The organism is Gardnerella sp. DNF01189, assembly GCF_049244195.1.
In the GTDB taxonomy this organism is placed as follows: domain Bacteria; phylum Actinomycetota; class Actinomycetes; order Actinomycetales; family Bifidobacteriaceae; genus Bifidobacterium; species Bifidobacterium swidsinskii.
The window spans coordinates 1,131,174-1,156,113 of sequence record NZ_CP058385.1 but is presented as its reverse complement, the minus strand read 5'-3'; the positions used below and the strand labels follow the sequence as shown (position 1 = coordinate 1,156,113).

The window sequence follows — 24,940 nt, the reverse complement described above, 5'->3', positions numbered from 1 at the left end:
ACAATAACCACCATTTACTCAAAATAATATATTTCAATTATCCTTGATTCTGATTATTCTCATGCATTTTGCAATTTTGTGTAGAACATAAATCTGCACTAATTTTGCCAAAAAGCTTTTGTATCTGGCATTGTAACGAATCAAATGAAGATTGAGCTGCAGAAGGTTTTGCTCTTAGCACCACATCACAACCTGCAGGTAATAAAGATTCATAATTTTTTGCGATTACTCGCAGACGTCTTTTTACCTTATTGCGAACTACAGCTTTCCCCACTGATTTAGATACAGCAAGACCTAGCCTCTTTACATGTTCAAATTTTTGATCATGTAAGAAGGTATCAGAAAATGCCGCGGGAGTATCACTTTCAAAACCCGTGGCAATATAATCTAAACTTGCACTTCTATCTTCGTTAAGTGTGCTCTGCACGGCTATATCGTCACGCATAATGTAATGCGCGACGATATCCCGAGAACTCACCTTGCGCCGTTTTTTTAGCACCGCAACAAAATCACGGTGGCTTTTCAGCCTTTCCATGCCTTACGACGCTACCTTAACTCAGGCAGACAGTGACTTGCGGCCCTTGGCACGACGACGATTAATTACTGCGCGACCTGCACGCGTACGCATGCGAACGCGGAAGCCGTGCTTCATGTGACGACGACGATTATTCGGCTGAAATGTCCTCTTCATAACTAATGCTCCTGTATTCAGCCATGCAAAAGCATGGCCCCGTATGAGTCAAGCTATACCAAAATACTATTACCCCTCACCAATGCTCAAAACTCCACATTTTCTTATTAAAGAATCAACATAGTCAGATATAAATAAAAATGATTTATTCACATTTCTATTACAATTTATTGTACACGCAAAATCGTTGAAAAATAGCCAAATCTCAGCTTTAAACTTATCCACAAATTACACACATGTTATTCACAATTAAACAATTTCAACACGCTAGACTGTGGATAACTTCGTAGGGTCAGAGTAAACATATCTTACTGATACTTATTACACACGTGCGCGCGTAAACAGAATCAGCATTATTACATGTGCTAAATGCAAGTTTGGGGGGTGAAATGGCTGATACATTAGGCGATTCTACATCGCAAGCTGCTTTGGTATGGTCTAATACGCTTACTGTTTTACAGCATAATGCCCTTTTAACTGCGCGCGATAAAGGTTGGTTTGAAGGTGTTAAACCAGAAGCAATCTTTGGAACGACCATTGTTTTGTGCGTATCTAATGCTGAAACGCAACAAGCTTTGCAAAATGAATTAAATTCTCCTCTACTTACAGCATTAAAAATTTGCACTGGTAAAGATATGTTTCCTGCTTTTAGGATCGTCCCTCAATCTGAATATCAGGAAAAAGCTGCACAAAATTCTTCAAATTCTTTATCTCATCAAGCACAGAACAATGCGAATTTAAATAAAAATAAAATAGTAACTGATAATACAGTTTTGCCTGTTGATAATATTTCAGTTTCATCATCTAATAATTTGTCATCGGTTACAGCAAATAATTCATCTCCTGTACAACCAGATTTTGATCATGCAACTGGAATATCTACTCTTCAACAAACTGATATTTCTACTGAACAGGCTGCACAGCAAAAAATGCCTGTCTCTGTTCAACGCGATGCAATTACACATTTAAATACGTGCGCAACTTTTGATACTTTTGTGCCTGGCGATTCAAATCGTTTTGCAAGAACTGTAGCTTTGGCAGTCGCAGAGGGTTCCGGCAGAGATTTTAATCCTTTATGTATTTATGGTGGCTCCGGTCTTGGCAAAACTCACTTGCTTAATGCAATTGGCAATTATGCTTTAGTAAAAGATTCTTCACTTAAAGTGCGTTATGTAACAAGTGAGGAATTCACTAATGAATTTATTGAAGCTCTTCAAACACCAAATCAAAGTCAAGGTCAAATCGCTGATTTTAATAGGCGATATCGTGAAGTAGATGTTCTTCTTATTGACGATATTCAGTTCCTTGGTGGAAAAGAAGCAACACTTGAACAATTCTTCCATACTTTTAATTCTTTATATCAAGCAAATAAGCGAATAGTTATAGCTTCAGATGTTGCGCCAAAAAATCTTAAGGGATTTGAAGCACGCTTAATTTCCAGATTTGAATCAGGTCTTACGGTTGATATTAAACCGCCAGATTTGGAGACGCGTATTGCAATTCTGAGAATGATGGCATCAATGAATCACTGTAATGTTCCAAGTGACGTACTTGATTTAATTGCTGAACGTTTTACAGAAAATATTCGTGAACTTGAAGGTGCATTGACACGCGTTACTGCTGTAGCATCTTTAAGTAATCAGCCTGTTAGTAAAGCTTTAGCTGAACAAGCATTACAAGATTTCTTTGCTACAGATATTGAAGTAAGGCCAACTGACATCATTAGTCAAGTAGCTCAGTATTTCCACATGACTTTTGATGAACTTGTTGGTCGTCAGCGCACAAAGAATGTTGCACTCGCTCGTCAAATTGCAATGTATCTTGCAAGAGAAATGACAAGCATGAGTTTGGTTGATATTGGCGAAGTTTTTGGCGGTAGGGATCATACTACAGTTATGCATGCTTATACTCGAGTAAGTGGCGAGATGCAAGAAAAGCAAGAAATTTATAACTACGTTATGGAATTAACTGTTCGTTTAAAACAAAATCCTGTTGAGCGTAGAAATTAAACTTATTTTCCACATATTCATGAATAAATGTTTAAAAGTTTATAAAAAGTTATCCACATACTTAATAACAAATGTGGGTAAAAGCTGAGCATAACTCGTGGAAAACGCCGCTTAAAAATGTTATTAAGTTGTTTATAAGGCATTTAAAAATGTGGAAACTCTAAAAAATAGAAAAAGCTGTGGATAAGTTCCCCACTTATACACATTGTTGTTCTTTTGTTATCCACATCTTTTAATTGTTAATAAGTCTTTTTAAAAGCGGTTTTTAAGCACTTTTCCACATATACACAGTCTTTATTACTACTTTTATTTACTACTTAGTTAATAAGAAAAATAACAATTGCAAAAGCAGTGCAAACATTGAAAAATATTTTTTGTAGACACCCTCATACTGTAGAATAAATGCAGACTTTACAGAAAAGAGGAAGCATGAAAGTAGAAGTCAACTCTGCATCATTTGCTGATGCTGTAGCTTGGACTACACGCGTAATTGACTCACGCCCTGCAAACCCTATTCTTGCAGGCTTAAAAATTGAAGCAGCAAATGGCACATTGCAGCTTTCTGCATTCAACTATCAAATTTCTAGCTGCCATCACATTGAAGCTGGTGTTGACGAAGAGGGAAGCATACTTATTCTAGGCAAATTGATGGCAGATATTACTAAGTCTCTTCCTGCAGAAAAAACTTATCTAAAATCTGAAAATAATACTTTGACTATTACTTCCGGAAAATCAACATTTACTCTACAACTTATGCCTCTTGGAGAGTATCCTGACTTGCCTGAACTGCCTCATAAATTAGGTCAGGTTGATGCACCAACATTTATTCAAGCTGTAAATCAAGCATCTGTTTCTACATCTAGAGAAGAAAATAGACCGGTTCTAACTGGAATTAGGATCCAATTTGAAGATGACACCGTTACTATGACTTCTACTGATAGATTCCGTCTATCTAGATCTACTTTTAAGTGGACACCAGAACATAATGACATTCATTCGACCACTCTTACTCGTGGGTCATTACTAAGAGATATTGCTCATTCTCTCGACGATCATCAAAATGTTATTATCCATTTTAATGAGGAAGATAAGTCACTTTTAGGTTTTGAAAATTCCGGTCGTACAAGTACTTCACAAATAATTGATGGAGAATTCCCTTCTGTAGATCGACTATTCGTAGATGAATATCCTATTCACGCAATTATTAATAAACAATTATTGATAAATGCAATTAAGCGAGTATCTTTAGTCGCCGAAAGAAATGCTCCTATTCGAATGATTTTTTCAAATCAGGAGTTAACTTTGAGTGCTGGTACTGCTGACGAATCACAAGCAAAAGAAGTACTTGATATCGATATGGATGGAGAAGACATAACTGTTGCCTTTAATCCGAACTACTTACTTGAAGGTTTAGGAGCTATTCCAGAGCCATTCGTGCATATGAAAATGGCAACAGCTGTAAAACCTGTTGAATTTAATGGTCAACAGGAATCAGATGGTGATGAGTCAACAGATTATCGCTATTTGCTTGTTCCTATGCGTTTTAATAATTAATATTGTTGCGATATTGCATTGTATTTTAGATTATTTTTTGATGTACAATGTAATATCGCATTTTCTTTTAAAACTATTAAGAAAGGGTAATTAAGCAATGTATATTTCGCGAATTGCCCTTGATACATTTCGTTCTTGGAACCATATAATTTGTGATTTCAACCCTGGAATAAATGTTATATATGGCAATAATGGTTTAGGAAAAACCAATATTGTAGAAGCATTAGAAGTTACTGGTACTGGAATAAGTCACAGAACATCTTCAACATTGCCTCTTATTAAAAAAGGCTATGAAAAATCAATAATAAGAATAAATACCATTAATAATGATATAAATTATAAAAAAGATGAAACAAATACTGGCTTAAGTAATATTGCATCTTTAGAAAGTAATTTAAATCAAACAACTTATGAAATAGATCTTTACGTAAAAGGTTCTAATAGAGCACATATAAATTCTGGTAAAGCATTATATGTTAAAGACATTGTTGGATTATTGCCAATAGTTTCTTTTACTCCAAGAGACCAATTTCTTATAATTGGTGATCCTAATGTTAGACGTACTTTTATCGATCAAGCTGGATCTTTGTTAATACCAAATTATGTGCAATTATTGCAAGAATTTAAACATATTTCTAAACAGCGTGCTGCATTACTAAAAAATATTAGAGATTTTTCATACAAAAATCAGACAGTTTCATTATCCGGATTAGAAATTTGGACTGGTAAATTTATTGAAAGTGGTATTAACTTAACAAAAGCACGCCAAGAAACTGTGCAAATTATTAATAAATATTTCAAAAATATAATTAAATCTTTTACTAATGAAGAAAATACGGAAATAATATATGTTCCTTCTTTTGAAGAAGTACTATTTGAAAAAAAGAGTGATGAAAATATTGAAAATAAAAACGAGCTTTTTTCTAAAATAAGTGAGCATTTTCAACGTATTTATGATGGAGAGCTAGCTAGAGGATGCAATCTTATTGGCCCTCATCGTGATGATATTGACTTTGCTATTAATAATATTTCTGCTAAAGATTTTGCTTCGAATGGTGAATCTTGGACAATTGCAATAGCTTCAAAAATGGCATTATGCAAAGCATTAGAAGAAAAAAATAATGATAAACCTATTGTTATTCTCGATGATGTATTTGCACAACTTGATGAAAACAGGCGTATAAGAATATTAAATTTTGCACTTAATCAAGGTCAAGTTTTTATTACTACTTCTTCTCTTAGCGACATTCCTAATAAAGAATATATTAAAAAAACAAATCTTATAAATATTGGAAAACTATTAGAAAAAAATAATGAAATTAATAATTTCAGTGAAGAGCATAATAATATTTTGCTTGATGTAATAGAACAAAGAAAAAATAAGCAGGAGAAAAAATAATGATTCCTGTTAATATTCTTTTAAAAATTGATACTCGAAAATTACCTGCAATTATTTTTGATCCTATTAATAGAAAAGCTGAACGCGAAAATAATCGTGAAAAAAATGCAGAACAAGCTTGGGAAAATTTTGGAAAACCTGGTAGAGATCCTAAATCATTCTGTGGTATTTTAAAAAATTTTGCTTCTGAAAGTAATTGGAATAGTCAACTTTCTATAGCAAAATTACGTTCTTCTTGGCATAAAGTAGTAGGGGAAAGTATTGCAAAACATTGTGAAATAAGTCAAGTTGTAAATGGCGTGCTTATTGTTCGTGCTCAATCAACAGTTTGGGCAACTCAACTTTCTTATTTAATTCCACAATTAAAAGAAAAAATTAATAATAACCTTGAAAATATTGAAATAAAAGAAATTAAAGTTATTGGTCCAACAACGAGTGGATTGGGATTTTTAAGAAATAAATTTTAATAATATTATTATATTTTTTAAAAATAGTAAAAATGCCTATTTCTGAAGAGAGGTCATAGTATGTGTGTAGAATGTCATGTATTATGGCTAAAACGCTAGAATCCCCTTTTATGTGCTTTCTGGCATATGTTGGCTCTATAAATGCCTTTTAATATGAGGCAATTTGTGAAGGGACCTAAAGTGGCAAACACGGAAGATAATTCGATGGATAATGCCGTCGAAGAGCATAAACTCGATGATGCTCAACTCGATGATTCACTTGCTCCTGAACATTATGATGCGAGTGACCTTCGTGTTCTAGAAGGATTAGAGGCAGTTCGTATTAGACCAGGTATGTATATTGGTTCTACTGGTCCTCGTGGATTGCATCATTTGGTTTATGAGATTGTTGATAATTCTGTTGATGAAGCTTTGGCAGGATATGCTTCGCATATTGAAGTAACAATTTTGCCTGATAATGCTATTCGTGTTGTCGATGATGGTCGAGGTATTCCAGTAGATGAAGTGCCAGGCGAAGGTGTTTCTGGTGTTGAAACAGTTATGACTAAGCTTCACGCTGGCGGTAAGTTTGGCGGCGGTGGTTATGCTGTTTCTGGTGGTTTACATGGTGTAGGTATTTCTGTTGTTAATGCACTTTCTACTCGTGTAGAAATTGAAGTTCGTCGTCAAGGATTCCACTGGACTCAAACTTATGTTGATCAGCATCCAACTGCTCCTTTGGCAAAAGGTGAGCCAATGGCAGAAGGAGAATCTACTGGAACTTCTGTGACTTTCTGGCCAGACGGAACAATTTTTGAAACAACAGTTTATGATTTTGAAACCTTGCGTTCTCGCTTCCAGCAGATGGCTTTCTTAAATAAGGGTTTGAAGATTTCTTTAACTGATTTACGTAAGCCAGATGAAGCTGGAGATGAAGTTGCAGGTGATTCTGAATCTTCTAGTGAAGAAAAGCATAGAAGCGTAAGCTACCAGTATGAGCATGGTATTAAAGACTATGTTGATTACTTAGTTAAATCTCGAAAAGCTGTTCCAGTAGAGCCAGATGTTATTGACTTTGAGGCTGAAGATCTTGAAATTGGTATTTCTGCGGAAATTGCTATGCAATGGACTGTTGCTTATTCTGAAGCAGTTCACACTTTTGCTAATACTATTTCGACTACTGAAGGCGGTACTCACGAAGAAGGATTCCGTGCAGCACTTACTACTTTAGTTAATCGTTATGCTTGCGAAAAGAATATTTTGAAAGAGAAAGATACTAATCTTTCTGGTGATGACGTTCGCGAAGGCTTAACAGCAGTTGTTTCAGTAAAGCTTACAACTCCACAGTTTGAAGGTCAGACTAAAACAAAGCTTGGCAATTCTGAAGCTAAGACTTTTGTGCAAAGAGTCATGACTGAAAAGCTTGGAGATTGGTTTGATGCTCATCCAAATGAAGCAAAAAATATTATTCAAAAAGCTATAGAAGCTTCTCGTGCTCGACTTGCTGCTAAAAAAGCTCGCGAAAATACTCGTCGCAAGTCTATTTTTGAAACTGCTGGAATGCCAGATAAGTTGAAGGATTGCCAGTCAAGTAATCCTGAAGAATGTGAATTATTCATAGTCGAGGGTGATTCTGCAGGTGGCTCAGCAATTCAAGGTCGCGATCCTATTACGCAAGCAATTTTGCCTTTGCGTGGTAAGATTTTGAATACTGAACGCGCTTCAATCGACAGAATGATGAAGTCTGAAACTATTGAATCCTTAATTACTGCTGTTGGTGGTGGTTATGGAGAAGACTTCGATTTAAGCAAGGTTCGATATCACAAAGTCATTATTATGGCTGATGCTGATGTCGACGGTGCTCATATTGCTACTTTGAATTTGACATTATTCTTCCGCTATATGCGTCCTATGATTACTGCAGGATACGTTTATGTTGCTATGCCACCTTTGTACCGTTTGAAGTGGAGCAAGGGAGCACATGATTTTGTTTATACGGATGCTGAGCGAGACAGAGTTTTGGCAGAAGGTAAAGCTGCTGGTCGTCAACTTCCTAAAGGTGAAGGTATTCAGCGATACAAGGGCTTGGGTGAGATGAGTTATCAGGAGTTGTGGGAAACAACAATGGATCCTGAGCATCGTATTTTGAAGCAAATTCATATTGAAGATGCTGCTCGAGCTGATGAAACATTCTCCATGCTTATGGGCGATGAAGTAGAGCCTCGTAGACTCTTTATTCAAAGAAATGCTCATGATGCAAGGTTTATTGACGCTTAAAAGTATTAATTTATTCGAAAAGATAAAAAGAAAAAACTTTAATTTTTATAAGATTAAGAAGGAATTGAAGTGGTAGACGAAATAAATTCCGCTCGTGATGATGCTGAGCGAGATCAGCTTCCAGATGGTTCTATGGAACCACAGAGCCCTCAGGAAGCAGATAATACTGATTATGGCTTAATGAAGGGTGCTCGCGTAAAGAACATGGATTTGCAGCAGGAAATGCGCGAATCTTATTTAGCTTACGCATTATCTGTTATTGTTGAGCGTGCTTTACCAGATGTTCGTGATGGTTTAAAACCTGTTCACCGTCGTGTTATTTATGCAATGTATGATGGAGGATACAGGCCTGATCGCGGATATAACAAGTGTTCTCGCGTTGTCGGTGATGTTATGGGTAAGTATCACCCTCATGGTGATTCTGCTATCTATAACACTTTAGTGCGTATGGCTCAGTCTTGGTCAATGCGCTATATGCTTGTTGATGGTCAAGGAAACTTTGGTTCTCCTGGTGATGATCCTGCAGCAGCAATGCGTTATACGGAATGCCGTATGGCACCGTTGGCTATGGAAATGGTACGAGATATCGATAAAGATACCGTTGATTTCCTGCCAAATTATGATGGTAAAACTCAAGAGCCTACGGTTTTGCCAGCTCGTTTCCCGAATCTTTTAGTTAATGGTTCTGCTGGTATTGCTGTTGGTATGGCAACCAATATTCCACCTCATAATATGCGTGAAGTGGCTGATGGTGTGCACTGGGCGTTGGATCATCCTGATGCAAGCAAGGAAGAACTTCTTGAAGCTTTAATTCAGCGAATTAAAGGACCTGATTTCCCTACTGGAGCAACAATCTTAGGTCACAAGGGAATTGAGCAAGCGTACCGTACAGGCCGCGGCTTAATTACAATGCGCGCAGTAGTTAATACTGAGGAAATTAAGGGACGTATGTGCTTGGTTGTAACTGAGCTTCCATACCAAGTTAATCCTGATCGCTTAGCTGCTTCTATTAGGGAGGCTGTGCGCGACGGCAAGATTCAAGGCATTGCAGATATGCGCGATGAGACGTCTGGTCGTACAGGTCAGCGTTTGGTTCTTGTTCTTAAGCGTGATGCTGTTCCAAAAGTTGTTTTAAATAATTTGTATAAGCATTCGCAATTGCAGCAAACTTTCGGCGCAAATATGCTTGCTTTGGTTGATGGCGTTCCTAGAACTTTGAGTTTGGATGCGTTTATTCGTCATTGGGTAACTCATCAGCTTGAAGTAATTGATAGGCGTACACGTTACTTAAAGCGTGAAGCTGAAGAGCGAGATCATATTTTGCAAGGCTATTTGAAAGCTTTGGATATGATTGATGAAGTTGTGGCTTTAATTCGTTCATCTAAAGATGTTGAAACTGCTCGTACTGGTTTAATGAATTTGCTTGATGTTGATGAAGTTCAAGCGGATGCCATTCTTGCAATGCAACTTCGCAGACTTGCAGCTTTGGAACGTCAGAAGATTCTCGACGAGCATGAAGATTTGATGATTAAAATTGCTGATTACAACGATATTTTGGCAAGCCCAGAACGTCAGCGCAAAATTGTTGGCGATGAACTTGATGAAATTGTTGCAAAATATGGTGATGATCGCAGAACTAAGATTCTTCCATTCTCTGGTGAAATGAATGTTGAAGATCTTATTGCTGAAGAAAACGTTGTTGTAACAGTAACTCGCGCAGGTTATATTAAGCGTACTAAGGCAGACGAGTATCGTGCTCAACACCGCGGTGGTAAAGGCATTAAGGGTGCAAAGCTTCGTGAAGATGATGTAGTTGATCACTTCTTCTTAACTTCTACACACAATTGGTTGCTCTTCTTTACTAATCGTGGTCGAGTTTATCGTCTGAAAGCCTACGAACTTCCAGAAGGATCTCGCGATTCTAAAGGTCAGCATGTTGCTAATTTGTTGCAATTTACTCCTGGAGAAACAATTCAAGCAGTGTTATCAATTCCAAATTATGATGTTGCTAAATACTTGGTATTGGCAACTCGTTCCGGGAAAGTTAAGAAAACTGCATTGCAAGAGTATGATTCTCCACGTCAAGGCGGTTTGATTGCTGTACGTTTGATGGCAAATGAAGAAACAGGTGAACCTGTCGACGAGCTTATTGGTGCAGCTTTGTGCAATTCAGAAGATGACATTATTCTTGTTTCTAAGCTTGGAATGAGTTTGAAGTTTAGAGCAGATGATGAACAACTTCGACCAATGGGTCGTCAGACTGCCGGCGTTCAGGGTATGAGATTCCGTGAAGGTGACGAATTACTCGATATGGACGTTGTTGCGGCAGAAACTAGTAAAGATCTTCTTGTTGTTACTAATGAAGGTTTTGCTAAGCGAACTGCTATTGAAGAGTATCGTTTGCAAGGAAGAAACGGCTACGGTGTTAAAGCTGTTCAACTTGCAGAGGGTCGTGGTTCATTAGTTGGAGCTTTGATTGTTGAAGAAACAGATCAAGTAATGGCAATTATGAAATCAGGTAAGGTAATTCGTTCTGACGTTAACGAAGTGAAGCGCACTGGTAGAACAACTCAAGGCGTAACCTTAGCTAAGCCGGATAAAGGCGATGAAATTATTTCTATTGCCCGTAATGAAGAAACGGATGACGAAGAAAATCAATTAGAAGAAAAAGAAGCTACTTCAGAAAATGAGGAAGCTTAAGAAACTTCTTATACGGAATAATATTAATAATATTATTCCGTAAAAATTTGAGAGTACTAATAAAAACTGTTCTAGTCTGTTTTTATTGGTACTCTCATTGGTATAATGACACTGATTATAGGCAAATTAATAAGAGAAGGAACACTGAGATGAGCGAAAATTTTGAGCCATCGCAAAATCCGATGAATATGAATGAGGAATCTGCAAGATTTTTGTCTAATGACACAGAATTATCTGCAGAAAAAATGGTTCCTTCTAAGGAAGTTAATTATTCAAGTGAAGAAAATAATTTTGATGAAATATCTGGTAATTCTTCTTTAGGAAATATTGTTAAAAATTCATCATCTTCTGGACGTGTTAGTGGTAGTTCCAATACGTATCGTCGTACAATTGGTGGTGCTGCTTCATCTATTTCCAATAAATCAAATGCAACAAAATCAGGACGTGTTCCGCGTGCTCGTCGTATGAGTCTTTCTTTAGTAAGAGTAGATGCATGGTCTGTAGCAAAAGTAACATTCCTTTTAAGCGTTGCAGGAGGAATTATTCAAGTTATTGCTGCAGGTTTAGTGTGGTTGTTCTTGAATATGATTGGTGTATTTGATCAAGTAACGCAGATTGTTTCTTCTACTGGTTTGGATAGTAACGGTTTTAATCTTGCAGATGTGTTCTCACTCCCAACAGTATTAAGTACTGTGACTATTTTTTCAATTGTAGAAATAATTATAATAACCGTATTATCTGCAATAATTGCTCTTCTATATAACGTTGTTGGTTCATTAGTTGGAGGAATTCACATTACTTTAGGTGACGACTGATAGTGTGAATAATTTAGCTTTGGATAATAAAATTCCCACTGTTTACTACGAAGCAGTGGGAATTTTTTATAAGAAAAATAAGAAATTAACGTTTTACTAGTTCGTCACGAATATCTTGTAACAGTTGAATAGTTTTTTCTTCACGCTCTTTTCTTTTTTCTTCTTCAGTTTTTTCATGTTCAATTTGCAACAAATCTGCACCAATTTCACGCAATTTATTAATAGGTAAAACAATGCAGAAATAAACTGCTGTAGCAACAATAAGGAAATTCAATAATGCTCCAATTACTGCGCCAAAAGAAATTGTTGCACCATTCATACTAATAGTTAGAACACCATTAAGTTCTGGCTTTCCACAAATCATTGCAATAAGAGGATTAATAATATAATTAACTATCGTTGTTACTACTGCAGTTACTGCACTACCCATAACAACACCGACAGCCATGTCGATTACGCTGCCTCGTAAAATAAATTTTTTAAATCCTTTTATCATTAGTATTTTCTTCCTTTTATATATTATTGAATATTAGATTGTGAGTTAGAATCTAATATTTGTTCTTCGTAAGTAGATTTGTCATTATTTCTGTTGTCAATATATAAATTATGTCGCTGGAACGAGCGCAAAATTGTAACAGAAAGTAGTGGATATATAATTGCTGCAGCTAATACATCCGTAGGGAAATGAGCAGCGACAATAATACGTGAAACAGCAACTATAACAACAAGAATTGCGCTAAAAAGTAATCCAAATTGAATTGATGATGGTTTATTGATGTAAAGAATCAACATTGCCATAACGCAAACTGCTACAGCTGCTGAAGTGTGTCCACTTGGGAAACTTGGATCAGTTGGTAATTTAATATTCAAACCAATGTACGGACGCGGACGATTTACAGCAAATTTAACTGCAAAAATGTAAATCATAGGAAGAAGCGAAATTAAAAGTTGAATTATTGTCATCTTCCAATTTTTATTTATAAATAATGAAAGCGCTGCTAATAAAACAAGTATTGCTATGCAACCCTTAGTTGAAAAAACTAAAGCTAATATTTTTGAAATACTGAGAATTACAGAGGGAACACTCTTGTGGAACCAAGAAACTATGGATGATTCATAAGTGCGCTCTTTACTAGTAACTAGTAGTGCTTTTCCTAAGCATGGAATAACAACTGCGAGTAATAGTGTAAAAATAGTAGCGGAATTTCTAGTGAAAACCGATAATCCGCTGTGATTATTGTTATTTTTCTGCATCATACTTGTTAAGATTACACGCACAATGATGTAAATGCACGTTGGAGAGTACGAAATAATATGTATAAAAAAGAAAATATATTAGAAGAAAAGCGTGTGGTAGTTGAACACCGTACCCGGTGACGAGTACTATGATGAACAGATAGAAAGGGTTTACCATGAGCGTGTTTGACCGATTTGAGAAGAGCGTGGAAGGTGCAATGAACAGCGTCTTCGCAAAATTCGGCTCCAAAGATTTGCAGCCAGTCGATTTTTCGAGTGCTTTGGAACGTGAAATTGACGCTGAAGCCATGCCTATTGGCAGAGATCACACAGTTGCTCCAAATGAGTACCGTTTTAAGCTGAGTACGCCTGATTTTGATCATATTGAACAATGGGGTAGTGAAGCATTAGCTAATGAGCTTGCAGATAATCTTACTCAATATGCTAAGAGTCAGCATTATGCTTTCGTAGGACCTGTAGTTGTTATTTTTGAAGAGGATTTGGAATTAACTAAAGGTAATTTCCATTTGACATCTGAATCTGTTCAGGGTAATGCTGTTCCTGTTACTACTGAGGATCAATCGCAGAATCACCCGATGCTTGAAATTAATGGTAACCAGTACTTGCTTACAAAGGATCGTACTATTTTAGGACGTGGGTCTGGTTGCGATATTGTAATAGATGATCCAGGTATTTCTCGTCATCATCTTGGTATTGATATAACTCCTGACGGTGTTATTGCTCGTGATCTTGGATCTACGAATGGTACATATGTAGAAGGTCATCAGGTTCCTGCAGCAACATTGGTTGATGGCAACACTATTACTATTGGTCGTACGCGTATTCTTTATTGGGCATCGTCTCAAGACCAGGAGTAATAAGTATTTCCAAGCTAGGAGACGATAACGCGCATGATGTTTACTGAATTAACGTTTGCAATACTTAAGTATGGCTTTTTAGTCTTACTTTGGATTTTTGTATGGTGCGCTATCCGTTCGCTTCGCTGCGATATTGAAGTATTTAGTCCTAAAAAATCTCGTTTTTGGAAGAAAAGTTCTCGTCGTAATTCTCGTGAAGCAAAGTTTTCACAAGTTATGCAAGTGCGTGAGACGCCAGTATTTGCCAAAGCAGAAAATCAAGAAAATACATCCGGTTCTCCAACTTTGTTAGTTGTTATTGATGGACCTTTGGCAGGATCTTCATTCCCATTGAACGCTGCTGGTGTGACTCTTGGTCGTGCTGCTTCTAATACAGTCGTATTAAATGATGAATTTGTATCTTCACACCATGCTCGTGTTTATTTTAATCAATCAGTTAATTCTTGGGTTCTTGAAGATTTAGGTAGCACAAATGGAACCATGATTGGTCATAATCGTGTTACTGAGCCTGTTATATTAGCTCCGCGTACTTCTGTGCGAATCGGCGCAACAATGTTTGAATTGAGGTAACAAATGAAACAAATCAATTCAAATAACGAAGAAGAAATTCAGACCGCAGTTACTGGGCAAATAGAAAAAATATCATCTATAACAGATAAAAATGATATTAAAGAAAATCGCGCAAATTCTGTAGAAAAAATACTTTTTATGTATGCTACGGCTGTCAGTGATGTTGGAACTGTTCGTAGTAATAATCAAGATTCTGCATTTGCTGGTGAACATTTAGCTGCAATTTGCGACGGAATGGGTGGTCATGCTGGAGGAGATACAGCTTCTACTATAGCGATTCGTTCTCTTGCACATATTGAACAAGATTCAAGACCGCATGATGTTAAAACTGTTTCTTCAATGATGGAAACATCGATTATGGCTGCTCATGATGCGATTGTTGGTAAAGCTAAGCGTGAGCGCCGTCTTGCTGGAATGGGAACGACAGTTACTGCAGTAACTCTTGTAAGAGGATACTGGGTTCTGGCTCATTTAGGTGATTCTAGAGCGTATCTACTAAGAGATAATCATCTTATGCGCATGACTACTGATCATAGTTATGTTCAGCATTTGATTGATACAGGTCATATTACGCCTGAAGAAGCGCGAAATCATCCTCAACGAAATGTTGTTATGCGAGTACTAGGTGATTTTGATATAGATCCTCGTCCTGATATTGCTTTGCGTTCAGCTCATCCTTCTGATCGTTGGCTTCTTTGCTCTGATGGATTGTGTGGAGTTCTTGAAGATTCAACTATTCAAGATGTGATGAGTAGTATTTCTAATCAAGAAGAATGCGCTCAAAAATTAGTATCTATGGCACTTCGTGCTGGTAGTACAGATAATGTTACAGCCGTTATTGCAGATGCAACGCTTGCACTTGATGCTGATGCATTTGATCTTCCGCATCAAACTCCACTTATTGGAGGAGCTGCAAGTAAGGATCTCGAGTCAATTGCAGATATCGTAAATAAAGCAGTAGCTTCAGCACCGGCATTGCGCGAAGATAAGAATTCACCAGCTCAAAGAGCAGCTGCGCTAGCTCAAGATGATGATAATTCTAAAAATCCAGATGAAGGAACAATATCTATTACAAGAATTGTGCAACCTTCACACATTCGTGAAGAAGTTGGAGAATTACATACACCTGACACTAATGAGATCCCTATAGTCAAAAAAAAGAATGGTAAAGTTTCAACAGATCCTCATGATCCAGATGTTGCTCGTGCTGTTAAACATGAGCAGGATGAGGCACATCGTGCTCATTCATTGAGGCGTAGATGGACTCGCATAGGCATATCTTTGGGAATATTACTAGTATTATTTGTTATTTCTGGAGTAGGCTACGGAGTATATGCGTGGACTCAAACGCAATATTATATTGGAAAAGACAGTAACAAAGTTGTTATTTATCAAGGAGTGCCAACAAATATTTTTGGTATTGCATTATCTCACAAAGTGGAATCTACTGACATCCCTGTTAATAAACTAGATAAATCTTGGCAGGATCAATTAAAAGAAGGTATTAGTTTTGGCAGCTTAGTTGAGGCTCGTGGTCATGCTTCGTTAATTCGTCGAGAAATGCGTGCGCGAGAACAAGAAAAACTTAATGAACAGAATCAAAAGAAATTAGAAAATAAAATAAATAAAAATAAAGATAACGCGAAGCAAGGGGGTAAAACCTCATGAATATGATTGCTACGCGTATCAGACAGATAGCATTGTTGCTTTTTGCAACATTGCTTTCTGGCATGGCATTTTTACAGATGTTTTTCCGTATTGACGGTTATATTTCTGCTAATTATGCAGCAATGTTGATTCTCGTTATGGCACTGTTTTTCGTATTTTGGGGTGTTCTTCTTGTTAAACAGCCATATGCAAGTCAAGCTATTTTACCTTGTATTATGCTTTTAACTGCAATTGGAACAGTTCTTATAGCTAGAATCGATAGGCAAAATAATACAAATGTTGCAATAAAACAAATGGTGTGGATTTGTGCAGCATTAGTATTATCAATTATTTTCGTTATTTTTTTGAAAGATTATCGCATTTTAAGGCGTTTTTCTTATGTGAATATGGTTATAGGCTTGATTCTTTTGCTTTCACCTATGGTTCCTGGATTAGGTAAAGAAATTGGTGGAGCGAGAATTTGGATAGGTTTTGGAGATCACACAGTGCAACCAGGAGAGTTTGCTAAGCTTTTCCTGTCATTCTTCTTTGCTGCGTACCTGTTTAATCATCGTGATCGACTTGCTGTAGGTGGAAATAAGGTTTTGGGAGTTCACCTTCCTCGCTTACAAGACATGGGACCTATTGCTTTAGTATGGGCAGCATCAATGGGTGTGCTTGTTATCCAGCATGATCTTGGAACGTCATTGATGTTCTTCGCAATGTTTGTGTCAATGTTGTATGTGGCAACAGGTCGCAGAGGATGGATTGCTGTTGGGGGTATTGCTTTTGTAGCTGGATGCTTGATGGCAGTAAAGTTATTCGCACATGTGCAATATCGTGTGGATTCGTGGCTTCATCCATTTGATAATGCGGTTTATAATCGTTTTCCTGGTGGCTCAGCGCAAATTGTATCTGGATTGTTTGGTTTGGCTGCTGGAGGAACAACCGGAACAGGTTTAGGACAAGGTCATCCTTCTATAACACCGCTAGCTAATTCTGATTTTATTTATGCTTCTGTTGGTGAAGAGCTTGGTCTTACTGGGCTTCTAGCCGTATTGGTTTTGTATTTAATTATTATTGCATCCGGAATGATTACTGCAATGAAAATTAAAGATGGCTTTGGAAAATTATTAGCTTCAGGGCTTGTTTTTACTATGGCTTTCCAAGTGTTTACTGTTGTTGGTGGAATTACTTTGGTTATTCCATTAACCGGTTTAACTTTGCCGTATATGGCAGCTGGAGGTTCTTCTTTAGTAGCAAATTATTTGCTTGCATCTTTGCTTATTGTTATTTCTCACGCTGCAAATAAACCTGAACCTGCTCCTGTTTCCGATACTTTCCAATACGCTGCCTTAGCAGCGTTGCGCGAGCGTGAATTGCAAGAGCGAGCTAATACGAATACAAATAATAGTGAATATAACAATACAGATTATGAAAATAATATAGATGCTTCTGCTGTTATTTCCTCTTCAGAAAGAGGTGATAACAATGAATAAAAGTCTTAGAGAACTTTTTACTGCAGTATTGGTACTTTTTGTAATACTTGGTATTTCAAGTACAATTATTACTTCTATTAAAGCGAATGCTCTAAATTCTGATCCTCGAAATCGCAGAGCTTTATACCATGAGTTTGGCGCTCCACGTGGAGCAATACTTACATCAGATGGCACAGTTATAGTGAAATCTGAACCATCTAAAGATGCTTTTGTGTATCAACGTCAGTATTCTAACGGATTAGTATATGCTCCAGTTACTGGATATTTTTCTATTAGCCAGCGTGCAGATAGAGGAATTGAAGCTTCTCGTAATAGTTTATTAAGTGGAGAATCAGATGCTCTGTTCTGGCAAAGATTCCGTTCATTATTTACTGGAGCAACTAATCGCGGAGCTTCTATAGAAACATCAATTGATTCACGTTTGCAAAATCTTGCTTACAATCTTCTTAAAGGCAAAGACGCAGCTTTAGTTGCAATTGAGCCAAAAACCGGAAGAATTCGCGCCATGGTAAGCACTCCAAGTTATGATCCGAATGATCTTGCTCTTCACAATATTAATGAAGTAAATAAATCGTATGAGAGAATAACATCAGATGTGTCAAATCCTATGCTGAATCGTGCTGTTTCTGAGCTTTATGCTCCTGGCTCTACGTTCAAAACTGTTGTTGCAGCAGCAGCATTAGAATCTGGAAAATACAAGCCTGATACGAAAATACCTGCTGGTGCGAGCTATGTTTTGCCTGGAACCAAGACGTCTCTTACAAATGTCACTTACCAAGCGAATGGCGTTGATGGAAAAATATCTTTTGAGGATGCTTTAGCATATTCGTCTAATACTGCTTTTGCTCAATTGGGTAATTCTTTAGGATCTGACGTAATTGTAAAGCAGGCAAGAAAGTTTGGATTCTTCGATTCGCTGCCTATTGATGGTTCTGATTCTACTGGATTCCCAATACGATCCGTGAAATCTACTTTTTCTATTAAGCCAACTCCAGATAGACTAGCTCTGGAATCAATAGGTCAAGGTGATGCTAAGGTTACACCTTTGCAAAACGCTATGATTGCGGCAGCTATTGCAAATAATGGAACATTGATGAAGCCTACTCTTGTTGATTGTGTAAGATCTAGCGATTTGTCAGTATTGTCACAAACTAGACCAACCGTTATGAACCAAGTAATGAGTAGTGACAGTGCATCTAAATTAACTTCTATGATGCAGGCTGTTGTTACAAAAGAAAATCCTAATCTTGCTTTACCTAATATTCATGTTGCGGCTAAAACAGGTACTGCACAGATTGGAATGTATAATCAAGCTGCTAATGGTTGGGTTATTGGATTTGCTCCTGCTGAAAATCCTAGAATAGCTATAGCGGTTATAGTACATAACACAAGTACATTTGGTAGTTACGCGGCAGGATCTATTATGCGACAAGTGATGGAGGAGGCGCTTAAACAATGAAACTCGTTGAAGGACAGTTAGTTCATCATCGTTATAGACTTGATCGCCGCCTTGCTCAAGGCGGTATGGGAGAAGTTTGGAAAGGCTTTGATATTCAACTTGGGCGAATTGTTGCCATTAAGGCGTTACGTACAGATACCGTAAACGTTGAAGCAAAATTACGTCGTCTTCGTGCTGAAGCGCATAATTCAGCAAATTTAGCGCATCCTAATATTGCAGCATTATTTGACTATTATGAGCACGATGGTATTGGATTCCTAATTATGGAATATGTGCCAAGTAAATCATTGGCAGATTTGTATCATAAAGAAAAAATAATTGATCCTACCAAGTTACTTCCTATTCTTATTCAAACAGCTCGAGGACTTTTTGTAGCTCATTCTCATGGCGTAATTCATCGCGATGTAAAACCTGCAAATATTATGGTTTCTGATACTGGCAATGTGAAAATCACAGATTTTGGTGTGTCATATTCCAGTGACCAAGAACAGATCACTCAAGATGGCATGGTAGTTGGAACAGCTCAATATATTTCTCCAGAACAAGCACAAGGTGAACAAGCTACTGCACAATCTGATATTTATTCGTTAGGTGTTGTGGCATATGAAGGTTTGTGCGGACATCGTCCGTTTACTGGAGCAACGCCGGTAGATATTGCTGCTGCACATGTTAATGATCCTGTACCACCTTTGCCAGAAAATGTTGATTTGCAATTACAACAGTTTATTATGTCTATGCTTGCAAAGAATCCAAAAGATCGTCCAAAAGATGCATTAGTTGTGTCGAAAGTATTATCTCGTATTGAGCGCAGACTGCTAGATCAAGAAACAGCCTTCAACAATACAACAGGAGTACTTTCTACAAATTTGCGACAACGAAGATGTATTAAAAGTATGCCGCAAAACCAAGTAAATATTATTAATATTTTTAATACCAATGATCGCAAGGAGCAGCAATGAATACCACAATGCCCACCTCATTAGCGAATGGTCGATACGAATTAGGGGAGCTTATTGGCCGCGGCGGCATGGCGGAAGTGCGTGTTGCTGTTGATAAGCGCTTAGGTCGTACAGTTGCTGTGAAAATCATGCGTTCCGATTTAGCGAACGATGAGATTTTCCTTTCGCGATTCCGCAGGGAAGCGCATGCCATTGCGCAGATGAACAATCCTAATATTGTGAATATTTATGATTCTGGAGAAGAATCTGTTATAGCAGAAAATGGCTTAGAAGAGCGTTTACCGTATCTTGTAATGGAATACATTAAAGGTAAAACATTACGCGATATTCTAAAAATGAATGGAGCTTTAAGTCAGAGAGACGCTGAACAAGTTATGCTTGGCGTGCTCAATGCTTTAGAGTACTCACACAGAATGGGTATTATTCACCGCGATATTAAGCCTGGAAATATTATGATTTCCGAGCAGGGCATGGTGAAGGTAATGGACTTCGGCATTGCTCGTGCTCTTGATGATTCTGCAACAACTATGACACAGTCTCAAGGTGTTGTTGGAACAGCACAATATTTGTCTCCAGAGCAGGCTCGTGGTGAACAAGTAGATATGCGCTCTGATTTGTATTCTGCAGGATGTGTGCTGTATGAAATGCTAACTGGACGTCCTCCTTTTATTGGAGATTCAGCTGTTGCCATCGCATATCAGCATGTTTCAGAAGTGGCGACACCTCTTAGCACACTTGTTCCAGGCATGCCTGCTATGTGGGACAAGATTTGTGCTAAAGCAATGGCAAAAGATAGACAAAATAGATATGCCACAGCATCAGAGTTTAAGAATGACATTCTAGCGTTTATGAACGGTGGAGTGCCTGTTGCAGCAGCGTTTAACCCATTGACTGATTTAGCTAATATGAAGGCGCGTAAACAGGCTGAACAGGATGCTGCAACTATGGCTATGGGCATGACAGATGGTGCTGCAACTCAATCGTTCAATCCTATTACTGGTCAAGTTGAATCTGCAAATATTGCATTTTCTCCTAGCACGCGCGCGTCACAAAGAGCAACAATGCAAGCGCAACGTCGTAAACGAGTAGTAATCGGATCTATAGTTGGAGTATTAGTAACAGTATTAGTTCTTCTGGGTGTGCTGTTTATGCTCAATCGAAGTCGTGCTACTGGAGATGTTGTAGTTCCAACATTTATGGAGACAACAACGCAGGATGCTGCTCGTGAAAAGTTGCGTGCACTTGGTTTGGTTCCAGATATTCGTGAAGATGATCATTCTTCTCAACCTGAGGGAACTTTTACTAAGCAATCACCGCGTGGAGGTGAGCATGTTGCTTCTGGATCCAAGGTGACTGTATGGTTCTCGGTTGGACCACAATCAACTCGCGTGCCAGATGTAAGTGGTAAAACGCAAGAAGCTGCTCGTAAAATGCTTGAGCGTGCTGGGTTTAAGATTGCTAATGTTCGAGTAGAAGATAGTGCAGATATTAAGAAAGATCATGTAACTCGCACAGATCCTGACGCAGATTCGTTTGCTGATAAGGGTACGTTAATTACTTTATATATTGCATCCGGTTTAACTAAAATTCCTGACGGTCTTGTTGGTCAAAGCAAAGACATTGTGGTTAGCCAATTAGAGAATTTTGGTTTTACTACGGATGTAGTTAAGGAAGATTCAGATAATGTGCCTGAAGGTTCTGTAACTCGACTAAATCCGTCGTCTGGTTCCTCTGTTAAACCACACAGCTCTATTACTGTGTATGTTTCTCAAGGTGCTTCGAAAGTTGAAGTTCCTAGTATAGATCTTGGTACTGTTACCTTCAAACAGGCGAAGAAAATACTTGAAGCAAAAGGTTTGAGAGTAGTATCTGATTCAATGGCAAAAGATGACGATATAGTCATGAGCATGTCTGAGGAAGCAGGAAGCAAGGTTGAGAAGGGCAAAGCGATTACATTAGTTACACGTCCAAGCCTTGGTTCTTCATCTGATTCAGACTGATTTAGATTTGTATTAGATTAAGTCTGTAAAAAATAATGTATATGCTGCTTGTTCTACAAGAAAAGTAGAACAAGCAGCATTTTTGTATCTCTAATGTTTGTATCTCTAATAAAATTCGTATATTACTTATAAAAATTGATGCGTGAAAATAGATCTGCATAAATAGACTTATATTAGGTTGCAAAGTATGTGATAAAACGAAAAAATAGCTGTTTAAGATATGTTTGTTTATTTAGACATAGTTTTACAGCAATGCGTTATTTTATGTGTTTCTATAGGCTTTTATTTTATTAATATAAACAAAAGGCGACTGCGCTTCATACGCAATCGCCTTAAATGTTTTTATTTTGTAAGTTTTAAAGCAATCGTAAGAATATTTAAAACTTACTACTTAACCCGTTATCATACAGTTGTTGAGTAATTAGACATCTGCTGAAGGAATGGAATTGTAGATGCGCCCCAAGGGAAAATCCACTGGAATAATGCTAATACAATGAAGAAATAAATCAGAATCGAAAGAATCCAACGAATCGCTGTAATACCTGGTTGTATGCGCAAAAGACCGCCAAAAATGCTTGCATCAGGCTTTTTCTTTAATCCAGAATGAATAGCGCGAAGTTCTGGCCATTGCCAAGCAATTGCTCCTGCTACGAAAATCATCATATACACTAATAAAACAACCACCATAACTGGCACTAGTGAAGAAAGACGAGAAACTAGAGATTGTTGCTCATTGTTAATAAACTTCACTTTTCCTTGCTCATCAATAGTAGAAAGTTCTTTTGGAATGCCATCGCTAATCTTTGCCCAATAAGCGAATTTTGCGTAGCTAATCCAGCGATGAGTTGCAGCAGTATACTTAGGTTCGCACGTTGTAAGAGTAAGCATACGTTTTGTTGGTTTCTCACCAGGATGATCAGGATTTGCATCAATAACTTCACCGTGATCTGGTGTAACAATCTTGTAAGAAGTGTACTTATAGACGAACCAATAATCCTTTGTACGAACTACTATTGCGTCGCCAGGCTTCAGTAAGTCTACATCTCCCAATGGCTGACCATAACCATTTCGGTGACCTGCTACTGCAAAATTACCTATTGCACCAGGCATTTGTGTGGTTGGATAATGACCTAAACCACGCTTGCTTAAGATGTCTGGCGTAATGCCTTCTACAACATTTCGTTCCCACTGATTTCCAAAACGTGGTATGTATAAACGAGCTACAAGGTCTTCAGACTTTGGTTTGCTTAAAGCAGGTGGGTCAGTATTCTGTGGTAAAGCAATCTTCGTTTTATCACCAGTTTTTGGGTTTTGCCAAGATATTGCTTGACGTGCCTCTACTTGAGTGTGCTCAGCCTGCTCTCCAGTCCACCACATTTGCCATGCAATGTACAATGCGCAAATAACTGCAAAAGCTATCAACAGTTCGCCAATAATTCCAGCGGCTTGCCACCAGAAATTCGAGCTGCTACGCTTCGTTTTTCCTTCCTGCATATTAGCAGATTGCATAGTGTGCTACTCCTTTATTGATGTATGAAGACTTTGCAACATATTTTATTTGTTTAGCACTTTAGGAACTGTTGCGTACCTTAATGGTTGCAACAAAGCCGATGCTTCAGGGAATCGCAGATTATTCTTTTTCTCCACTTTCCATCCTAATCCAAACGAACTTACATACTCCTTGTAGGTGTGTATGGCTGGTGAATTGTTTAGAGCATCAACCATGCTATCCATTGGACCAATAGCAGATATTTTATACGGTGGCGAGTACTGATGACCTTGCAACATAAGAACGTTACCAATACAAACAACTGCGGAGTTAAATAATACTCGCTGATCCTGAATAGTTATTGCTTCTGCTCCGCCGCGCCACAAAGCATTTACTACAGCTTCAATATCTTGCTGGTGGATTACGTAATCATTAATGGTTCCGGATGTTCCGGAACCATTAACTGCGCCTTTCCATAGAGGAGAGTCGTTGAGAGTTACAACAATTCCAGGTCCTTCAAGTTTTGGAAGTACGGTACTACTTCCAGTATCAGAAGATTCTTTTCCTTCATTAGTGCTGCTACCAAGCGTTTTATTAAGTAAATTAATTTTAGAATCTAAAGATTTTATATCTTCTCGTAAATTTTTTGTGCGCTGTGAATTTCTTTCAACCATTTGACTCGTATTAGAAGTCACAAAAGCAGAGCGGTTTACGCGCAAGTTAAGAACGAATAAATAGCCGGTAAGAAATACTGCAACGGCAACAGCAAAACTGCTTAACAGCGAGTGTTGAGCACGATGTTTCCCAGTTCTCTTAGCCATATTTTATCTTCATCCTTCACGCGTTCGAGTGTAACCACTATTATAGCGTGTAGCCGATTGATTGGAGAGTTACAGTTATGGCTGATGAAGAATTGCACACGACTGCAGCTGACGACGCTGCAAAGAAGAGCGATACGTCAAATGAGAATACTTATGGCGTTCCTATGGACGAAGTTGAAGCAGTGTTGAATGCTACTGCGGATAAAGCAGCGCTTTCTCCACAGATTCAGCAAATGATGCAGAGACAAGCTGAAAATAGGCGACGTGTCGAAGAAAGCATTAAAGGCACAAAAGCTAATGCTGCATGGTTTGTGCCGCTGTTCTGCACATTAATGGTCGTTGGATTAATTTGGGCTGTTGTTTATTATTTGAACCCTGTGCTTCCAATTCCTGGAATTGGTGCATGGAATTTAGTTATTGCATTAGTAATAGTAATGACTGGATTCATTATGACAATGTGGTGGCGTTAGTCTGTAAAACAAACTGCTTAA

Annotated in this window: 21 protein-coding genes; 15 read left to right on the top strand and 6 right to left on the bottom strand. The window is 37.8% G+C overall.

Annotated elements, in window-relative coordinates:
- Positions 1–37 precede the first annotated feature (37 nt).
- Both rnpA and rpmH read right to left on the bottom strand, forming a co-directional pair.
- Entirely contained in the window at positions 38–535 is a 498-nt protein-coding gene (gene rnpA, locus HXT41_RS04575) for a ribonuclease P protein component (protein WP_033888537.1), read from the bottom strand.
- A gap of 21 nt (positions 536–556) precedes the next feature.
- On the bottom strand, positions 557–691 hold the full coding sequence (gene rpmH / locus HXT41_RS04570; RefSeq protein WP_004106067.1) for a 50S ribosomal protein L34: 135 nt from the start codon (positions 689–691) through the stop codon (positions 557–559).
- A gap of 389 nt (positions 692–1,080) precedes the next feature.
- Here rpmH and dnaA point away from each other — a divergent pair, with 389 nt between their 5' ends.
- The 7 genes from dnaA to HXT41_RS04535 all read left to right on the top strand — a co-directional run bounded on the left by dnaA (position 1,081) and on the right by HXT41_RS04535 (position 11,891).
- A complete protein-coding gene (gene dnaA / locus HXT41_RS04565) occupies positions 1,081–2,700 on the top strand; it encodes a chromosomal replication initiator protein DnaA (protein ID WP_004109588.1) in 1,620 nt (539 codons plus the stop codon).
- Positions 2,701–3,129: 429 nt separating this feature from the next.
- Complete coding sequence (dnaN, locus tag HXT41_RS04560) at positions 3,130–4,254, top strand: DNA polymerase III subunit beta (protein WP_012913699.1); 1,125 nt, start codon at positions 3,130–3,132, stop codon at positions 4,252–4,254.
- A 97-nt stretch (positions 4,255–4,351) separates the two neighbouring features.
- Positions 4,352–5,653 (top strand): DNA replication/repair protein RecF, encoded by a 1,302-nt coding sequence (gene recF, locus HXT41_RS04555; protein WP_103013750.1) that lies wholly within the window; start codon positions 4,352–4,354, stop codon positions 5,651–5,653.
- On the top strand, positions 5,653–6,120 hold the full coding sequence (locus HXT41_RS04550) for a DUF721 domain-containing protein (protein WP_004109579.1): 468 nt from the start codon (positions 5,653–5,655) through the stop codon (positions 6,118–6,120). The genes recF and HXT41_RS04550 overlap by 1 nt, the downstream gene beginning before the upstream one ends.
- Positions 6,121–6,300: 180 nt before the next feature.
- Positions 6,301–8,376 (top strand): DNA topoisomerase (ATP-hydrolyzing) subunit B, encoded by a 2,076-nt coding sequence (gyrB, locus tag HXT41_RS04545; RefSeq protein WP_421788588.1) that lies wholly within the window; start codon positions 6,301–6,303, stop codon positions 8,374–8,376.
- A 69-nt stretch (positions 8,377–8,445) separates the two neighbouring features.
- Positions 8,446–11,076 carry a DNA gyrase subunit A gene (gyrA, locus tag HXT41_RS04540; protein ID WP_421788586.1) on the top strand — a complete coding sequence of 877 codons (2,631 nt, stop codon included), beginning with the start codon at positions 8,446–8,448 and terminating at the stop codon, positions 11,074–11,076.
- 245 nt (positions 11,077–11,321) lie between these two features.
- Positions 11,322–11,891, top strand: coding sequence for a DUF3566 domain-containing protein (locus HXT41_RS04535; protein ID WP_369827461.1), 570 nt, complete (start codon positions 11,322–11,324; stop codon positions 11,889–11,891).
- Between the two features lie 85 nt (positions 11,892–11,976).
- Here the strand turns inward: HXT41_RS04535 and mscL are convergent, their stop codons facing one another.
- Positions 11,977–12,387 carry a large conductance mechanosensitive channel protein MscL gene (gene mscL / locus HXT41_RS04530; RefSeq protein WP_004106097.1) on the bottom strand — a complete coding sequence of 137 codons (411 nt, stop codon included), beginning with the start codon at positions 12,385–12,387 and terminating at the stop codon, positions 11,977–11,979.
- A 23-nt stretch (positions 12,388–12,410) separates the two neighbouring features.
- On the bottom strand, positions 12,411–13,148 hold the full coding sequence (locus HXT41_RS04525) for a phosphatase PAP2 family protein (RefSeq protein WP_103013748.1): 738 nt from the start codon (positions 13,146–13,148) through the stop codon (positions 12,411–12,413).
- 155 nt (positions 13,149–13,303) lie between these two features.
- Here HXT41_RS04525 and HXT41_RS04520 point away from each other — a divergent pair, with 155 nt between their 5' ends.
- Genes HXT41_RS04520 through pknB form a run of 7 tightly spaced genes read left to right on the top strand, consistent with a single transcriptional unit; the run spans position 13,304 to position 22,139 of the window.
- A complete protein-coding gene (locus HXT41_RS04520) occupies positions 13,304–14,005 on the top strand; it encodes an FhaA domain-containing protein (protein ID WP_012913694.1) in 702 nt (233 codons plus the stop codon).
- A 33-nt stretch (positions 14,006–14,038) separates the two neighbouring features.
- Entirely contained in the window at positions 14,039–14,575 is a 537-nt protein-coding gene (locus tag HXT41_RS04515) for an FHA domain-containing protein FhaB/FipA (RefSeq protein ID WP_004109549.1), read from the top strand.
- 3 nt (positions 14,576–14,578) lie between these two features.
- Positions 14,579–16,243 carry a protein phosphatase 2C domain-containing protein gene (locus HXT41_RS04510; protein WP_004109546.1) on the top strand — a complete coding sequence of 555 codons (1,665 nt, stop codon included), beginning with the start codon at positions 14,579–14,581 and terminating at the stop codon, positions 16,241–16,243.
- Positions 16,240–17,721, top strand: a complete 1,482-nt coding sequence (locus HXT41_RS04505; protein ID WP_076002515.1) for an FtsW/RodA/SpoVE family cell cycle protein — start codon at positions 16,240–16,242, stop codon at positions 17,719–17,721. The genes HXT41_RS04510 and HXT41_RS04505 overlap by 4 nt, the downstream gene beginning before the upstream one ends.
- Positions 17,714–19,180: a peptidoglycan D,D-transpeptidase FtsI family protein gene (locus HXT41_RS04500; protein WP_421788584.1), complete on the top strand. Its 1,467-nt coding sequence runs from the start codon at positions 17,714–17,716 to the stop codon at positions 19,178–19,180. The genes HXT41_RS04505 and HXT41_RS04500 overlap by 8 nt, the downstream gene beginning before the upstream one ends.
- Entirely contained in the window at positions 19,177–20,139 is a 963-nt protein-coding gene (locus HXT41_RS04495) for a serine/threonine-protein kinase (RefSeq protein WP_004109538.1), read from the top strand. The genes HXT41_RS04500 and HXT41_RS04495 overlap by 4 nt, the downstream gene beginning before the upstream one ends.
- Positions 20,136–22,139: a Stk1 family PASTA domain-containing Ser/Thr kinase gene (gene pknB / locus HXT41_RS04490; protein ID WP_076002513.1), complete on the top strand. Its 2,004-nt coding sequence runs from the start codon at positions 20,136–20,138 to the stop codon at positions 22,137–22,139. Before HXT41_RS04495 ends, pknB begins: the two co-directional genes overlap by 4 nt.
- Before the next feature lie 402 nt (positions 22,140–22,541).
- On the opposite strand, the gene HXT41_RS04485 is transcribed toward pknB, so the two are convergent.
- Both HXT41_RS04485 and HXT41_RS04480 read right to left on the bottom strand, forming a co-directional pair.
- Positions 22,542–23,648, bottom strand: coding sequence for a class E sortase (locus tag HXT41_RS04485; RefSeq protein WP_004109532.1), 1,107 nt, complete (start codon positions 23,646–23,648; stop codon positions 22,542–22,544).
- Between the two features lie 45 nt (positions 23,649–23,693).
- On the bottom strand, positions 23,694–24,449 hold the full coding sequence (locus HXT41_RS04480) for a DUF881 domain-containing protein (RefSeq protein ID WP_076002512.1): 756 nt from the start codon (positions 24,447–24,449) through the stop codon (positions 23,694–23,696).
- A gap of 77 nt (positions 24,450–24,526) precedes the next feature.
- Between HXT41_RS04480 and crgA the strand changes: the two genes are divergently transcribed.
- Positions 24,527–24,919 (top strand): cell division protein CrgA, encoded by a 393-nt coding sequence (gene crgA, locus HXT41_RS04475; RefSeq protein ID WP_004109527.1) that lies wholly within the window; start codon positions 24,527–24,529, stop codon positions 24,917–24,919.
- Positions 24,920–24,940 lie beyond the last annotated feature (21 nt).

What these genes read in the sequence shown, in the direction of transcription:
- rnpA (WP_033888537.1), bottom strand. Translation starts at nt 535, where the DNA reads ATGGAAAGGCTGAAAAGCCACCGTGATTTTGTTGCGGTGCTAAAAAAA.
- rpmH (WP_004106067.1), bottom strand. Translation starts at nt 691, where the DNA reads ATGAAGAGGACATTTCAGCCGAATAATCGTCGTCGTCACATGAAGCAC.
- dnaA (WP_004109588.1), top strand. Translation starts at nt 1,081, where the DNA reads ATGGCTGATACATTAGGCGATTCTACATCGCAAGCTGCTTTGGTATGG.
- dnaN (WP_012913699.1), top strand. Translation starts at nt 3,130, where the DNA reads ATGAAAGTAGAAGTCAACTCTGCATCATTTGCTGATGCTGTAGCTTGG.
- recF (WP_103013750.1), top strand. Translation starts at nt 4,352, where the DNA reads ATGTATATTTCGCGAATTGCCCTTGATACATTTCGTTCTTGGAACCAT.
- HXT41_RS04550 (WP_004109579.1), top strand. Translation starts at nt 5,653, where the DNA reads ATGATTCCTGTTAATATTCTTTTAAAAATTGATACTCGAAAATTACCT.
- HXT41_RS04535 (WP_369827461.1), top strand. Translation starts at nt 11,322, where the DNA reads ATGGTTCCTTCTAAGGAAGTTAATTATTCAAGTGAAGAAAATAATTTT.
- mscL (WP_004106097.1), bottom strand. Translation starts at nt 12,387, where the DNA reads ATGATAAAAGGATTTAAAAAATTTATTTTACGAGGCAGCGTAATCGAC.
- HXT41_RS04525 (WP_103013748.1), bottom strand. Translation starts at nt 13,148, where the DNA reads ATGATGCAGAAAAATAACAATAATCACAGCGGATTATCGGTTTTCACT.
- HXT41_RS04520 (WP_012913694.1), top strand. Translation starts at nt 13,304, where the DNA reads ATGAGCGTGTTTGACCGATTTGAGAAGAGCGTGGAAGGTGCAATGAAC.
- HXT41_RS04515 (WP_004109549.1), top strand. Translation starts at nt 14,039, where the DNA reads ATGATGTTTACTGAATTAACGTTTGCAATACTTAAGTATGGCTTTTTA.
- HXT41_RS04510 (WP_004109546.1), top strand. Translation starts at nt 14,579, where the DNA reads ATGAAACAAATCAATTCAAATAACGAAGAAGAAATTCAGACCGCAGTT.
- HXT41_RS04505 (WP_076002515.1), top strand. Translation starts at nt 16,240, where the DNA reads ATGAATATGATTGCTACGCGTATCAGACAGATAGCATTGTTGCTTTTT.
- HXT41_RS04500 (WP_421788584.1), top strand. Translation starts at nt 17,714, where the DNA reads ATGAATAAAAGTCTTAGAGAACTTTTTACTGCAGTATTGGTACTTTTT.
- HXT41_RS04495 (WP_004109538.1), top strand. Translation starts at nt 19,177, where the DNA reads ATGAAACTCGTTGAAGGACAGTTAGTTCATCATCGTTATAGACTTGAT.
- pknB (WP_076002513.1), top strand. Translation starts at nt 20,136, where the DNA reads ATGAATACCACAATGCCCACCTCATTAGCGAATGGTCGATACGAATTA.
- HXT41_RS04485 (WP_004109532.1), bottom strand. Translation starts at nt 23,648, where the DNA reads ATGCAATCTGCTAATATGCAGGAAGGAAAAACGAAGCGTAGCAGCTCG.
- HXT41_RS04480 (WP_076002512.1), bottom strand. Translation starts at nt 24,449, where the DNA reads ATGGCTAAGAGAACTGGGAAACATCGTGCTCAACACTCGCTGTTAAGC.
- crgA (WP_004109527.1), top strand. Translation starts at nt 24,527, where the DNA reads ATGGCTGATGAAGAATTGCACACGACTGCAGCTGACGACGCTGCAAAG.